This window comes from Pseudomonas sp. TH07, assembly GCF_016651285.1.
In the GTDB taxonomy this organism is placed as follows: Bacteria; Pseudomonadota; Gammaproteobacteria; order Pseudomonadales; family Pseudomonadaceae; genus Aquipseudomonas.
Genome location: NZ_JAEKED010000001.1, coordinates 6817788 through 6831375 on the forward strand (window position 1 = coordinate 6817788; position 13588 = coordinate 6831375).

13 protein-coding genes are annotated in these 13588 nt (G+C 63.1%); 10 read left to right on the plus strand and 3 right to left on the minus strand.

Translation table 11 applies throughout. The annotated features are described in order from the left end of the window. Positions 1–4: 4 nt before the first annotated feature. The 7 genes from JFU57_RS30935 (at position 5) to ppnP (ending at position 7578) form a co-directional block, all read left to right on the plus strand. Entirely contained in the window at positions 5–877 is an 873-nt protein-coding gene (locus tag JFU57_RS30935; protein ID WP_201131870.1) for an SDR family oxidoreductase, read from the plus strand. A 3-nt stretch (positions 878–880) separates the two neighbouring features. After that, a complete protein-coding gene (gene atuC / locus JFU57_RS30940; protein ID WP_078470627.1) occupies positions 881–2497 on the plus strand; it encodes a geranyl-CoA carboxylase subunit beta in 1617 nt (538 codons plus the stop codon). Between the two features lie 119 nt (positions 2498–2616). Then, positions 2617–3774, plus strand: coding sequence for a citronellyl-CoA dehydrogenase (atuD, locus tag JFU57_RS30945; protein ID WP_201131871.1), 1158 nt, complete (start codon positions 2617–2619; stop codon positions 3772–3774). After that, positions 3771–4568, plus strand: a complete 798-nt coding sequence (locus JFU57_RS30950; protein WP_201131872.1) for an enoyl-CoA hydratase/isomerase family protein — start codon at positions 3771–3773, stop codon at positions 4566–4568. The genes atuD and JFU57_RS30950 overlap by 4 nt, the downstream gene beginning before the upstream one ends. 68 nt (positions 4569–4636) lie before the next feature. Then, on the plus strand, positions 4637–6598 hold the full coding sequence (locus tag JFU57_RS30955) for an acetyl/propionyl/methylcrotonyl-CoA carboxylase subunit alpha (RefSeq protein WP_201131873.1): 1962 nt from the start codon (positions 4637–4639) through the stop codon (positions 6596–6598). Between the two features lie 70 nt (positions 6599–6668). After that, complete coding sequence (locus JFU57_RS30960; RefSeq protein ID WP_078470631.1) at positions 6669–7211, plus strand: exonuclease domain-containing protein; 543 nt, start codon at positions 6669–6671, stop codon at positions 7209–7211. Between the two features lie 82 nt (positions 7212–7293). Beyond that, on the plus strand, positions 7294–7578 hold the full coding sequence (ppnP, locus tag JFU57_RS30965; RefSeq protein ID WP_020299735.1) for a pyrimidine/purine nucleoside phosphorylase: 285 nt from the start codon (positions 7294–7296) through the stop codon (positions 7576–7578). A gap of 74 nt (positions 7579–7652) precedes the next feature. Here the strand turns inward: ppnP and JFU57_RS30970 are convergent, their stop codons facing one another. Together JFU57_RS30970 and JFU57_RS30975 are read right to left on the minus strand one after the other, a co-directional pair. Next, positions 7653–8456, minus strand: a complete 804-nt coding sequence (locus JFU57_RS30970) for an MOSC domain-containing protein (RefSeq protein ID WP_201131874.1) — start codon at positions 8454–8456, stop codon at positions 7653–7655. Between the two features lie 102 nt (positions 8457–8558). Next, complete coding sequence (locus JFU57_RS30975) at positions 8559–9494, minus strand: chemotaxis protein CheV (RefSeq protein ID WP_020299733.1); 936 nt, start codon at positions 9492–9494, stop codon at positions 8559–8561. Positions 9495–10039: 545 nt separating this feature from the next. On the opposite strand from JFU57_RS30975, the gene JFU57_RS30980 reads away from it, so the two are divergent. From JFU57_RS30980 to JFU57_RS30990, 3 genes are all read left to right on the plus strand, one after another. Beyond that, complete coding sequence (locus JFU57_RS30980; RefSeq protein WP_201131875.1) at positions 10040–10510, plus strand: hypothetical protein; 471 nt, start codon at positions 10040–10042, stop codon at positions 10508–10510. Positions 10511–11016: 506 nt separating this feature from the next. Further along, positions 11017–11910 (plus strand): sensor histidine kinase, encoded by an 894-nt coding sequence (locus JFU57_RS30985; protein WP_201132244.1) that lies wholly within the window; start codon positions 11017–11019, stop codon positions 11908–11910. Further along, positions 11907–12566 (plus strand): response regulator, encoded by a 660-nt coding sequence (locus JFU57_RS30990; protein ID WP_078470635.1) that lies wholly within the window; start codon positions 11907–11909, stop codon positions 12564–12566. Before JFU57_RS30985 ends, JFU57_RS30990 begins: the two co-directional genes overlap by 4 nt. On the opposite strand, the gene yegS is transcribed toward JFU57_RS30990, so the two are convergent. After that, positions 12563–13468 (minus strand): lipid kinase YegS, encoded by a 906-nt coding sequence (gene yegS, locus JFU57_RS30995; protein ID WP_201131876.1) that lies wholly within the window; start codon positions 13466–13468, stop codon positions 12563–12565. The genes JFU57_RS30990 and yegS overlap by 4 nt on opposite strands. Between the last annotated feature and the right edge of the window lie 120 nt (positions 13469–13588).

A 13588-nucleotide genomic window follows, 5' to 3' on the forward strand; every position in this document is an offset into this window, starting at 1 on the left:
CGCCGTGGCTTACGACTCGATATTCAAACCTGGGCTGTTCAGCGGCCAGACCGTGCTGGTCACCGGCGGCGGCAGCGGTATCGGCCGCTGCACCGCCCATGAACTGGCGGCGCTGGGCGCCCATGTGCTGCTGGTGGGGCGCAAGGCCGAGAAGCTGCAAGCGGTGGCCGGGGAGATCGCCGAGGACGGTGGCAAGGCCAGTTGGCAAGCCTGCGATATTCGCGATGAAGAGGCAGTGAAGGCGCTGGTGGCCGAGCTGATCGCCGCCCACGGGCCGATTCATGGCCTGGTCAATAACGCCGGCGGGCAGTACCCCTCGCCGCTGGCGTCGATCAATCAGAAAGGTTTTGAAACCGTGATGCGCACCAACCTGGTAGGCGGTTTCCTGATGGCCCGGGAAGTCTTCAATCAGTCCATGAGCAAGCACGGCGGGAGCATCGTCAACATGCTCGCCGACATGTGGGGCGGCATGCCGGGCATGGGCCATTCCGGCGCGGCGCGCTCGGGGATGGACAACCTGACCAAGACCGCCGCCTTCGAATGGGGTTATGCCGGGGTGCGGGTCAACGCCGTGGCGCCGGGCTGGATCGCCTCCAGCGGCATGGACACCTATGAAGGCGCCTTCAAGGCGGTGATCCCGACCTTGCGCGAACACGTGCCCCTCAAACGCATCGGCAGCGAGTCGGAAGTCAGCGCGGCGATTGTGTTTCTGCTGAGCCCGGCGGCGGCCTTTATCAGCGGCAGCACCCTGCGCATCGACGGCGCCGCCAGCCTTGGCAGCCGCGCCTGGCCGCTGCACAAGGCGCAACGCGGTGCTCCGGCGTACAACGGTTTCCACCGCGCCTACCTGCCGGACGTACTCAAGGACGAGGAGTAAGCCATGCCGGTGATCCACTCCCAGCTCGACCCGCACAGCCCGTCATTTGCGCAGAACCGCGAGGCGATGCTGGCCGCCATCGCGCAGATCCGCCAGTTGGAGCAGAACCTGCTGGACAAGGCCGCCCAAGCCAAGGAGAAGTTCGCCCAGCGAGGACAATTGCTGCCCCGTGAACGCCTCAATTTGCTGCTGGACCCGGGAGCGCCGTTCCTGGAGCTGGCGAGCCTGGCCGGCTACAAGCTGCATGACGACAAGGACGGCAGCCAGGCCGGTGGCGGCCTGATCGCCGGGATCGGCTACGTGTGCGGGGTGCGCATGCTGGTGGTGGCCAACAACAGTGCGATCAAGGGAGGCACCATCTCCCCCAGCGGCCTGAAAAAATCCCTGCGTCTGCAGCAGATCGCCCTGGAAAACAAATTGCCGGTGGTGACCCTCGCCGAGAGCGGTGGGGCCAACCTCAACTACGCGGCGGAGATTTTCGTCGAAGGCGCACGCAGTTTCGCCAATCAGGCGCGCCTGTCGGCCATGGGCCTGCCGCAGATCACCGTGGTCCATGGTTCAGCCACTGCCGGCGGCGCCTATCAACCGGGGCTGTCGGATTACGTGGTGGTGGTGCGCGGCAAGGCCAAGCTGTTTCTGGCCGGGCCACCGCTGCTCAAGGCCGCCACCGGTGAAGTGGCCACCGATGAAGAACTGGGCGGTGCGCAAATGCACGCTCAGGTCGCCGGGACCGCCGAGTACCTGGCAGAGAACGACGCCGATGGCCTGCGCATCGCCCGCGAAATCGTCGGCCTGCTGCCGTGGAACGACCAGTTGCCAGTGGCTGCCCCGCGTCCCTACGCCGAACCGCTGTACCCGATCGACGAGTTGCTGGGGTTGATCCCCGACGACCCGAAAAAACCCTACGACGTGCGGGAAATCATCGCGCGCCTGGCCGATGCCTCGAACTTCCTGGAGTTCAAGGCCGAGTTCGACCAGCAGACCATTTGCGGCCATTTGCAGATTCAGGGCCGGGCCTGCGGCTTTATCGGCAACAACGGGCCGATCACGCCCAAAGGTGCGAGCAAGGCCGCGCAGTTTATCCAGCTGTGCGATCAAAGCCGCACTCCGCTGCTGTTTTTCCACAACACCACCGGGTTCATGGTGGGCACCGAGTCGGAACAGCAAGGGGTGATCAAGCATGGGGCGAAGATGATCCAGGCGGTGGCCAATGCCCGGGTTGCCAAGCTGACCATCGTCGTCGGCGGTTCCTACGGCGCCGGCAACTACGCCATGTGCGGGCGCGGGCTGGACCCGCGCTTTATCTTCGCCTGGCCCAACAGCCGCACGGCGGTGATGGGCGGCGCCCAGGCCGGCAAGGTGCTGCGCATCGTCACCGAGGCCAAGCATGCCAAGCAAGGCCAGGTCGCCGACCCGAAGATGCTCGACATGCTGGAACAGGCCACCGCGCAAAAGCTCGACAGCCAGTCCAGCGCCTTGTATGGCAGCGCCAACCTGTGGGACGACGGGCTGATCGACCCCCGGGACACCCGTACGCTGCTGGGTTACCTGCTGGATATCTGCCACGAGGCCGAGGTTCGCCAGTTGCAACCCAACAGCTTCGGCGTAGCACGGTTTTGAAACGAAATACCCTGTAGCCGCTGCCGAACGCGGCCCGAGCCTTCGCCAGCGGCTACAGGTCGGGAGTTCGGGCAATCAGGATTGACGCGGTGTGACTCAACCTCAGGAGAACAATAAAAATGATCTTCACCCAGGAACATGAAGCGCTGCGGCGCACCGTGCGCAGTTTTGTCGAGCGCGAGATCAACCCCCATGTCGAGGAATGGGAGAAAGCCGGGCGCTTTCCGATCCACGAGCTGTTTCGCCAGGCCGGCGAGCTGGGGTTGCTGGGCATTTCCAAGCCGGAGAAATTCGGCGGCATGGGCCTGGACTACAGCTATTCGATCGTCGCCGCCGAAGAATTCGGCACCATCCATTGCGGCGGCATCCCGATGTCCATCGGGGTCCAGACCGATATGTGCACCCCGGCCCTGGCGCGGTTCGGCTCCGATGAGTTACGTGAACAATTCCTGCGGCCCGCCATCAGCGGCGAACAGGTGGGCTGCATCGGCGTCTCCGAAGTCGGCGCCGGCTCCGACGTGGCGGGCCTGAAGACCACGGCCCGCAAGGATGGCGACGACTACGTGATCAACGGCAGCAAGATGTGGATCACCAACTCGCCCTGCGCCGACTTTATCTGCCTGCTGGCCAACACCTCGGACGACAAGCCCCATATCAACAAGTCGCTGATCATGGTGCCGATGAACACCCCGGGCATCAGCCTCAGCTCGCACCTGGACAAGCTCGGCATGCGCAGCTCGGAAACCGCCCAGGTGTTTTTCGACAATGTGCGGGTGCCCCAGCGCTACCGCATCGGCCACGAGGGCGCGGGTTTCATGATGCAGATGCTGCAGTTCCAGGAGGAACGGCTGTTCGGCGCGGCCAATATGCTCAAGGGCCTGGAGTACTGCGTCGAGAGCACCATCGAGTACTGCAAGGAGCGCAAGACCTTCGGCAACGCGCTGATCGACAACCAGGTGATCCACTTCCGCCTGGCCGAACTGCAAACCGAGATCGAATGCCTGCGGGCCCTGGTCTACCAGGCCACCGAGCAGTACGTGCGGGGCCAGGACGTGACCCGCCTGGCGTCCATGGCCAAGCTCAAGGCCGGGCGCCTGGGACGCGAAGTCAGCGACAGTTGCCTGCAATATTGGGGCGGCATGGGTTTCATGTGGGATAACCCCGTGGCCCGGGCCTATCGCGATGTGCGCCTGGTGTCGATTGGCGGCGGCGCCGACGAAATCATGCTGGGCATCATCTGCAAACTGATGGGCATCCTCCCGGGGAAAAAGAAATGAGCCGCCTGCCCGAATGCCAGACCCTGCTGCTCGAACCCCACAACGGCGTGCTGCACATCACCCTCAATCGCCCGGACAGCCGCAATGCCATGAGCCTGCAGATGGTCGCCGAACTGCGCGCGGTCCTGGCTGCCGTGGGGGACGATCGCAGCGTGCGCGCCCTGGTACTGGGCGGCGCCGGCGGGCACTTCTGCGCCGGTGGCGACCTCAAGGACATGGCCGCCGCCCGCGCCCAGGGTCCGAGCGCCTACCGCGAGCTGAATCGCGCCTTTGGCACCTTGCTCGAAGAGGCGCAACAGGTGCCCCAGGTCCTGATCGTGGTCCTGCAAGGTGCGGTCCTCGGTGGCGGTTTCGGCCTGGCCTGTGTCAGCGACATCGCGATTGCCGACCACCAGGCGCAGTTCGGCATGCCCGAAACCAGCCTCGGCCTGCTGCCGGCGCAGATCGCCCCCTTTGTGGTCCGACGTATCGGCCTTACCCAGGCCCGCCGCCTGGCCCTGACCGCTGCGCGTTTCGACGGCAACGAAGCCGAACGCCTGGGGCTGGTGCACTTTGTCGAGCATGACCCCCAGGCCCTGGCGGAACGCCTGGACGAGGTGCTGGCCCACGTCCTGTGCTGCGCCCCAGAGGCCAATGCCGCGACCAAGGCCCTGCTTCTGGCCAGTGCCGAAGAAGCCCTGCCCTCGCTGCTGGATCGCGCCGCCGAGCAGTTCAGCCAGGCGCTGGTCAGCGCCGAAGGGGTCGAAGGCACCCTGGCTTTTGTCCAAAAACGCAAACCGGCCTGGGCCCGTTGAGCCAGTGGCCGGCCAGCCACTGACGCTGAAGCCGGCTTCGCCAGAACTACCACCTCAGGGAGCCCCCCATGCGTGCCTTCAGCAAAATCCTTGTCGCCAACCGTGGTGAAATCGCCTGCCGTATCCAGCGCACGGCCCAGGTCCTGGGCTATCGCACCGTGGCGGTGTTCAGCGATGCCGATGCCGACGCCCTGCACGTGCGCATGGCCGATGAAGCGGTAAATATCGGCGCGGCGCCGGTGCAACAGTCCTACCTCAACAGTGCCGCGATCCTGGACGCTGCCCGCCGCAGCGGCGCCGATGCGATTCACCCTGGCTACGGCTTTCTTTCGGAAAACGCCGCGTTCGCCAGCGCCTGCGAGGCGGCCGGCCTGACCTTTATCGGCCCCAGCGCCGCAGCCATCGAACTGATGGGCAGCAAGCGCCTGTCCAAACTGGCGATGCTGGCAGCGGGTGTGCCGTGCATTGCCGGCTACCAGGGCGCCGAGCAGGACGATGCCCGCTTGCAGGCCGAGGCCGAACGCATCGGCTACCCGCTGATGATCAAGGCCAGCGCCGGTGGCGGCGGGCGCGGCATGCGCCTGGTGCAACAGCCCGGACAGTTGCAGGAGCAACTGCGCACCGCCCGCTCGGAGGCACTGCATGCCTTTGGCAGCGATGAGTTGATTCTGGAACAGGCGTTGATCGAACCGCGGCACGTCGAGATCCAGGTGTTCGGCGACCAGCACGGCAACCTGATCTACCTCGGCGAGCGCGATTGTTCGATCCAGCGCCGGCATCAGAAAGTCATCGAGGAAGCGCCGTGCCCGGTGATGACTGCCGAACTGCGCCAGGCCATGGGCGAGGCCGCCTTGCAGGCCGGGCGCGCGGTCAATTACGTCGGTGCCGGCACCGTCGAGTTTCTGCTGGATGCGCGCGGGCAGTTCTATTTTCTGGAGATGAACACCCGCTTGCAGGTCGAACACCCGGTCACCGAGCTGATCACCGGCCTCGATTTGGTGGCCTGGCAGTTGCAGGTCGCCGCCGGCCTGCCCCTGCCCTTGCGCCAGGAGCAGGTGCAGCTCACGGGCCATGCCATCGAAGTACGGTTGTATGCCGAGGATCCGGCGCAGCAGTTTCTGCCCCAAACCGGCCGGGTACAGCGCTGGGAGCCCGCCTCGGGCCCAGGGGTGCGCATCGACCATGGCCTGCTTGAGGGCCAATCGGTCAGCCCCTTCTACGATCCGCTGCTGGGCAAGCTCATCGCCCATGGCGCCACCCGTGAAGAAGCCCGGCGCAAGCTGCTGCGGGCCGTGCAGGATTCGGTGATGCTGGGGCTGGCCAGCAACCAGCGGCTGCTGGCCAATCTGTTGGCCCATCCGGGATTTGTCAGCGGCCAGTTCAGCACCGCCTTTATTGCCGAGCACTGCGCCGATGACCCGAGCCTGCAAGCTCTGACCCCCAGCCCCGAACACCTGGCCATCGCCGCCGCGCTGTTTTACCAACAGGCCAGCGGCGCCCATCCCACAGGCCTGGCGGGCTGGCGCAACACCCCTAACCCGGCCCTGCACTACCGCCTGGGACATGAGCTGCAAAGCTGGTCGATCGCGGTCAGCCCGTTGCCGGCGGGCACGGTGCAGGTGCACCTGGCAGAGCAGACCCTTCAGCTCAAACTGCTGGAACAGGACGGGCGCTGGGCCCGGGTCGAGGTCAACGGCGTGCAGCGGCGCCATGCCTACCACTTGCAGGGCAAGCACCTCTGGCTGGGCACCGGCCCCGGCAGCCTGCACGTGCAGGACCTGACCCACGCGCCAGTGGTCGGCCAGGCCAGCGCCGAGACGGGCACCCTCAAGGCCCCCATGGACGGGGCGATTGTCGATGTGCTGGTCAGCGAGGGCATGCCGGTGAGCAAGGGCCAACTGCTGCTGGTGCTGGAAGCGATGAAGATGGAACACCCGCTCAAGGCTGGCATCGACGGGGTGATCAAACGGGTTCAGGTGAGCCTGGGCGACCAGGTGAAAAACCGCCAGATTCTGCTGGAGGTGGAATAAGCCGCTAGGCGGATACGCCGGCTTTGGCTACGCTCATGCCTCATCTGGATGTTCAAGGCTGGAATTTGCGATGCCCCACTGGCTGGTAATAGATCTGGAAGCCACCACCGATGAGGGCGGCTGGCCGGTGAGCGAGATGGAAATCATCGAGATCGGCGCCACCCTGGTGAACCGGGAAGGCCGCGAACTGGATCACTTTCAACGCTTCGTCCGGCCCTCGCGGCGACCGATGCTCACGCCCTTCTGCCGTGAACTGACCCATATCACCCAGGCTCATATCGACGCGGCGACGCCCTTGAGCGAGGTCTGGCCGCAGTTCGAGCGCTGGCTCAGCCCGCACCACGAGCGCTTGCACGGCTGGGCCAGCTGGGGCGATTACGATCGTCAGCAACTGCTGCAGGAATGGCAGCAACTGCACTTGCAAAGCCACCTGAGCCAGGTGCCCCACATGAACCTCAAGCAGCGCTTCGCCAAGGCCCGGCGCCTGGAACGGCCCATGGGCCTCAACAGCGCGCTGCAACTGGCGGGAATGCAGTTCAGCGGCCAGCAACACCGGGCCCTGGAGGACGCGCGCAATACCGCGCGCCTGCTGCCACTGATTCTTCCGGCCTGAGCCTGCGGGCAACAGGTGACGCCCCTAATGCCCTTGTGCATACTGGCCGACCTTTTTGACCCTTTTTCTAGAGGAATCGCCCATGTTTAAAGTCAACGAGTACTTCGACGGCACCGTCAAGTCGATTGCCTTCGGCACGGCCGAAGGTCCGGCCACCATCGGCGTCATGGCTCCGGGCGAATATGAGTTCGGCACCGCGCAACGGGAAATCATGCACGTGGTCTCCGGCGCCCTGACCGTCAAGCTGCCTGACAGCAACGGCTGGGAAACCTTCGCCGCCGGCAGCCAGTTCAATGTTCCGGCCAACAGCAAGTTCCAGCTCAAGGTCGCGGTCGATACCGCCTACCTGTGCGAGTACCGCGGCTGATCCGAACACCGGACACTGCACAAAAAAATGCCCGTATCCTGCGATACGGGCATTTTGCATTTCAGGACCAGGGGTTATTCGAGCACGGTGACCGGCATCCCGACTTCAAGCCGACCGTTGCTGTCGTTCACCAGGTTTTGCCCGAACATTGCACCGTCTTCCTGGGCCCGGTACTGCTGCAGGGTGGCCAGGGGCTCGCGGTCGGCGCTGCGCTCGCCGGTCTGCGGGTCGATGGTGGTGAGGATGCAGCGCGCGCATGGCTTGACCAGCCGAAACTCGATATCGCCGATTCGCACCCGCTTCCAGCCGTCTTCGGCATAGGCGCTGCTGCCCTCGATCACCAGGTTGGGTCGAAAACGCAGCATCTCCAGGGGGCGCCCCACACGCTGCGACAAATCTTCAAGGGACGCCTGGCCAATCAGCAGCAACGGAAAACCATCGGCAAAGGCCACCTGATCGTCGTCCTTGCCGTAACCGGCCTCGGTGGCACGGGCCCGCTCCAGCGGCACCTGCACCAGGCGCGTCGGCTTGCCGACAAAGTCGCTGACCCAGGCCGCAGCAGCCGCGCCGGCATCCGGCACGCGCAGGGTATCGCGCCAGATGGTCACCCCCCGCAGCTCGGCATCGGCGCCGGGCAAGGCGACATCAATCGCGCTATGCCCGGGGGCACTCAGGGTCAGGCCGCCGCGTTCGTTATACAGCGCCGAGAGTTGGCTCATCTGCGCCACCGCGCGCTGCGTCAGGAAGCGGCCGCTGGCTTCATCCACCAGCATCCAGCGTCGATCCCCATCCAGGCCCAGTTTGTCCAGGGTGATCTGTTGCAGGGACTCGCCCTGGCCGGACTTGAGGGGGTATCGATAAAGCGCGCTGAGACGCATGGCTGCTTCCTGGGGGGCAAAAAACGCCACCTTATACGAGCCACCGGATGATGCAAGAAAACCCGACACGGGCAGGCCTTGCGCCTGCCCGCAGCCGCCAGGTCAGGCCGGGACTTCGTCGAGCATCAGGCGCTGGCGCACCACGTCGACCAATTTGTCCGGCTGGAACTTGGAGAGGAAGTTGTCGCAGCCGACCTTCTTCACCATCGAGTCGTTGAAGCTCCCGGACAGTGACGTGTGCAGCACTACATACAGGCCACGCAGGCGCGGGTCGTTGCGGATCTCGGTGGTCAGGCGATAACCGTCCATCTCCGGCATTTCCGCATCGGTGAAGATCATCAGCAACTTGTCGGTCATGACCACGCCGGTATCGGCCCAGGCCTTGAGCATATTCAGGGCCTTGAGGCCGTCACTGGCGATGTGCATCTTGACCCCGAGCTGGCCCAGGGTATCGCGCAGTTGCGACAGCGCTACGTTGGAGTCATCCACCAGCAGCACTTCGCGACCACGGGCGCGCTCCAGCACCGGATCGTCGAGCTTGTCGCGGGAAACCTTGGCGTTGTAGGGGACGATCTCCGCCAGGACTTTCTCGACGTCGATGATTTCCACCAGTTGATCGTCGACCTTGCTGATGGCGGTCAGGTAATGCTGGCGGCCGGCACTGGTCGGTGGCGGCAGGATGGCTTCCCAGTTCATGTTGACGATGCGATCGACGCCGCCGACCAGGAAGGCCTGCACCGAGCGATTGTATTCAGTCACGATGATGGTGCTGTTTGGCCCCGGGATCAGCGGGCGCATGCCAATGGCCTGGGACAGGTCGATGACCGGCAAGGTCTGGCCCCGCAGGTTGACCACACCGCATACAAACGGATGGCGCTGGGGCATCAGGGTCAGCTTGGGCAGTTGCAGAACTTCCTGCACCTTGAAAACGTTGATCGCGAACAGCTGCCGCCCGGCCAGGCGGAACATGAGGATTTCCAGGCGATTCTCACCCACCAGCTGCGTACGTTGATCTACCGTGTCGAGAATGCCGGCCATTAATGACTCCTGGGCGTGTTCTGATGAATTCACTAAAGGGAGTTATCGGCTGATAAAGCCGGACCTTGACCCCCTTACAAAATGCCACGTAAAACCATTGATGTCACATTAACATCATGGTTTACTGCGGTCGTCATCTCACACGAACACGACATTACTGGCGCCGACTACAAAGCGCCGGCAAAGTTCCTGCGTCTAGGGGAATCCCCTAGGAACAATCAGGACCAACCTGATATTCGCAGTATCCAATAGCCATTAATGTGACGCCATTCTCATTGCATGAATGGAGTCAGGCTTTTGTGTGCGACCGCAGGAACACAGCTTGGAACCCTCTCAAGCCCCACCGTCCTTGATCTTCCAGCGCGCGAGCTCTTGCTTGTCAGCGGCGCTGACGGTGCCTGCCTTTGCAGATTCGGCCACTCCTTGCCTACCCTCCCCGCCCCATCAGTCGCACCGGCGCGCAGCACGTTCGGCCTCATAGGCATCCTCAAATCCCTGGCCGGCCCAACCCTTCCATTACCTGGCACCCCGTCGTGGAGATCCGCATGCTGAAGGAAGGCTATGAGGGGTATCAGCCGTTGTCGGAATTCCTCGCCGAAGCCGAGAAGCTGCTGGCCAAGTCCGAAGATTGCCTGAATCACCTGCACCTGATCAGCAACGATGAAGAAGCCATCCAGTGCCTGCGCGACTCCCTGCTCACGCTTGCGAACATCACCCACGCCAGAGATGTAGAGCCTCTCAGTGATTTTGCCCGGTGCGTCCATGAGGTACTCGACCCATCCCGAAACTCGATGGACCTGGGGCAACAGGTCCTGCTCGCACTCAAGGACTGCCTGACACTGATGGCCTGGCAACTGGAACTGGTCGACCCCACCAGCGGCCAACTGAACATGGATGACAGCGAACAAAGCCTGCTGCTCGATGCCCTTGCCACGCAGCTTGATCAGCACCCTCCCCGGCGAATTTCCTCAGGCACGCCCTACCAAACGCTCTCTATCTCCAAGCGAAACAACTGAAAACGCTGCCAGTCATTTCGACTTCGGGCCTGCCCGAACAGACCGCTGAGCGTTTTGAGCGTGATGTCGCCATTGAATACTTCATATCTCTCAGCGACATACTCAAGTATTAGCACCGCCAACTAAGGCCCATTATCGGGACTGCAAGTTTGGCGCTCTAACACCCAATAAAACCCTAATAAAATCAAATAGATCTTTACCGATTACAAGCATAAGACACAAATGGAACACCCGTCCCAAACCCAATAAACCTGACTTCCCAGACATATAAGTCGTCTATTTGGAAACGCGACCAACGGTATTCGAAGTGGTATTATGCGATCCATTAGATGCATTAAATAATGGCAAATTGCCTTCATTCAGAACCTGCAAAAGGCTGGCTCGCGACTTATGGAGCGTGCTGATTTTTAACCTTGCCCTTTCAAACAGCACCGCTTTTCAAACCGGGTCCCGTCACACGTTGTGACCGGGCTCCCCGTACTGAACATTTATTGGCTTCATATGCTATGCACGCCAGCCTCAAGTCCTTTATCACCTGGTCGCGTCCTCATAAAAACCTGCTGTGGCTGAGCCTGTTGCTGTGCTCATGCGCAGCCGTCGCCAACCTGGTTATTTACTGCCTGGCCAGTACCCTGCCGACGGCCCTGCTGGTGTTGAATATGGCGGCGCTGACCTGTACCTGGATCCAGTACGGCTATACCCGCAAGTCGATCGAGTTCCAGCCCCAGGAGTTGGCTGACCGCCTGTTGGAAGTCCAGGAAAACGAACGCCATCGCCTCAGCCGCGAACTGCATGACGATATCGGGCAACTGCTGACCGCAGCCAAGCTGCAAAACGAATGGCTCAAGCGGCGCCTGCCCGAAGACCTGCACAGTCACTGCGCGGCCCTGGGCGCCACGCTGGATGAGACCCTGGCCAAGGTGCGCGACGTCTCGGCTATTCTCAACCCCCGACAACTCAACAGCCTGGGACTGGAAGCCAGCCTGCGCGCGCACCTGCTCAAGACCCTGGAAAACACCCCGATGCACTGGAGCCTGGAATGCCAGCAGCACTTGACCGGGATCCCCGAGGAAATGGCCGTGGCAGCCTTTCGGGTTACCCAGGAAGCCGTCACCAATATCCTGCGTCATGCCCAGGCGCAAAACCTGCTGGTGCGCCTGCAGCGCCTGCCTCAGGGGTTGTCATTGCTGATCAGCGACGATGGCCGGGGTTTTGCCCCGGCGGCCAACCCGGGCGCCCAGGGGCAACGGGGCATGGCCGGCATGTCCGAGCGCATCGCACAACTGGGCGGCACCTTGAAAATCACCAGCCAGTCCGAGCAGGGAACACAGATTGAAGCACTCTTCCCCTGGGCTCCCCGGGCACTCGAACGGGCCAGCAAGAATAAGGTTTTACATTGACCTGTAATTTACTTCTGGTGGATGACCACTCGCTTATCCGGGCCGGCGTGCGAGCCCTGGTCATGGACATACCCGGCTACGCAGTGGTCGGCGAGGCCAGCGACGGCGGCCAACTGCTGGAGCTGGTTGAACAGCTGCTGCCGGATATCGTGCTGCTGGATATTTCCATGAAAGACACCGGTGGCCTCGAAGCCTTGCAGCGGCTCAAGGCGGTACGTCCGCTGAGCAAGGTGCTGATCCTGTCGATGCACACCGATCCGGCCCTGATCATGCAAGCGCTGGAATCCGGCGCCCATGGCTACCTGCTCAAGGACACCACCGCCACCGAACTCGAACACGCCCTCGAAGCCCTGCGCAACAACGAGCGCTACCTGAGCCCGGCCATCGCCCACACAGTAATCAACCAGGCCCTCACCCGAGTCCAGAAGCAGCAGCCGGAACAGGCCGATACCCACAACCTGACCGCTCGCCAGCTGGAAATCCTGCGCCTGATCGTGCGCGGCAAGTCGACCCGGGAAATCGCCCAGGGCCTGGGTCTGAGCATCAAGACCGTGGAAACCCACCGCTCGCAGATCATGAAGCGCCTGCAGATCTACGACGTCGCAGGCCTGGTGCTGTTTGCCGTGCGCGAACAGATCATCAGCCTCGACGACTAGTGCGCCGGGCGCTGGCCGAGCAAGGGTGAGCCCACCGGCAAATGCACACGTAGCGCCCCAGGCCGGGCGCAGAAGCGCAGGCTGTCGCCCTTCAGAGGCTCGCCGTCGAGGTTGATGTCCAGGCCTTCGCTGACCTTGATCTCGACCCACGGCAAGCGCGCCCGGACAAACATGTTGTCCAGGCCAAAGCCCCCGGCCAACAGGTCCTTCAAGGTCCCGACCAACTCCTGCGGCGCCGGCAGGATGCTGATATCCAGCAGCCCGTCGTCGGCCAGCGCATTCGGGCACAGCATATGCCCCCCACCCGCCTGGCGACCGTTGCCGATCCCCAGCGCCAGCAACTCGCCGCGCCAGTGGAAATCCGGCCCCTGCAACTCGCCGTAGGCCGCATGCAGCTCGCTGAAACGGGAGAGACCGGTAAACAGATAGGCCGCACCGCCCAGGACTTTCTTCAAATCTTCGGACGTATTGGCGGTCACCTGGCTGCCAAACCCGCCGGTGGCCATGTTCAGGAACACCTGGCCGCCGACTTCCCCCAGATCGATCGCCTGGGGCGCGACATCAAGCAGGTCCAGCGCGGCTTCCGGCTCCAGAGGAACACCGGCCGCGCGCGCGAAATCATTGGCCGTGCCCAAAGGCAACAGAACCAGGCTGGCCTCGCCGGCATGCCCGGCCATGGCCTCGGCGATATCGCGCAAGGTGCCATCGCCGCCGCCGGCAATCAGCTGTGGATAACCTGCGGCCAGAGCTTCACTCACCAGGCGCTGGGCATCGCCCGCCTCCCAGGTCAGACGTACGGCCAGCTCCCAGCCCTGCTCACGCTTGCGTTCGACGGCGTTGCGTACTTGTTCGTTGAGGGCTTGCTTACCGTGTAAAATCAACAGCGCTTTGCGCTCGCTCATCCGTCGTCACTCCTGTCAGTCGAAGGTTGCTGCTGGATGTTGACCACCGGACGAGGAAAAAAACCCGTGGTTGGCCATTTAATTCATCACCTTCGTCGATTCCTGTGGAAAAACAGCGCA

What these genes read in the sequence shown, in the direction of transcription:
- JFU57_RS30955 (WP_201131873.1), top strand. Translation starts at nt 4,637, where the DNA reads ATGCGTGCCTTCAGCAAAATCCTTGTCGCCAACCGTGGTGAAATCGCC.
- yegS (WP_201131876.1), bottom strand. Translation starts at nt 13,468, where the DNA reads ATGAGCGAGCGCAAAGCGCTGTTGATTTTACACGGTAAGCAAGCCCTC.
- JFU57_RS30980 (WP_201131875.1), top strand. Translation starts at nt 10,040, where the DNA reads ATGCTGAAGGAAGGCTATGAGGGGTATCAGCCGTTGTCGGAATTCCTC.
- ppnP (WP_020299735.1), top strand. Translation starts at nt 7,294, where the DNA reads ATGTTTAAAGTCAACGAGTACTTCGACGGCACCGTCAAGTCGATTGCC.
- atuC (WP_078470627.1), top strand. Translation starts at nt 881, where the DNA reads ATGCCGGTGATCCACTCCCAGCTCGACCCGCACAGCCCGTCATTTGCG.
- JFU57_RS30960 (WP_078470631.1), top strand. Translation starts at nt 6,669, where the DNA reads ATGCCCCACTGGCTGGTAATAGATCTGGAAGCCACCACCGATGAGGGC.
- JFU57_RS30950 (WP_201131872.1), top strand. Translation starts at nt 3,771, where the DNA reads ATGAGCCGCCTGCCCGAATGCCAGACCCTGCTGCTCGAACCCCACAAC.
- atuD (WP_201131871.1), top strand. Translation starts at nt 2,617, where the DNA reads ATGATCTTCACCCAGGAACATGAAGCGCTGCGGCGCACCGTGCGCAGT.
- JFU57_RS30985 (WP_201132244.1), top strand. Translation starts at nt 11,017, where the DNA reads ATGCACGCCAGCCTCAAGTCCTTTATCACCTGGTCGCGTCCTCATAAA.
- JFU57_RS30975 (WP_020299733.1), bottom strand. Translation starts at nt 9,494, where the DNA reads ATGGCCGGCATTCTCGACACGGTAGATCAACGTACGCAGCTGGTGGGT.
- JFU57_RS30970 (WP_201131874.1), bottom strand. Translation starts at nt 8,456, where the DNA reads ATGCGTCTCAGCGCGCTTTATCGATACCCCCTCAAGTCCGGCCAGGGC.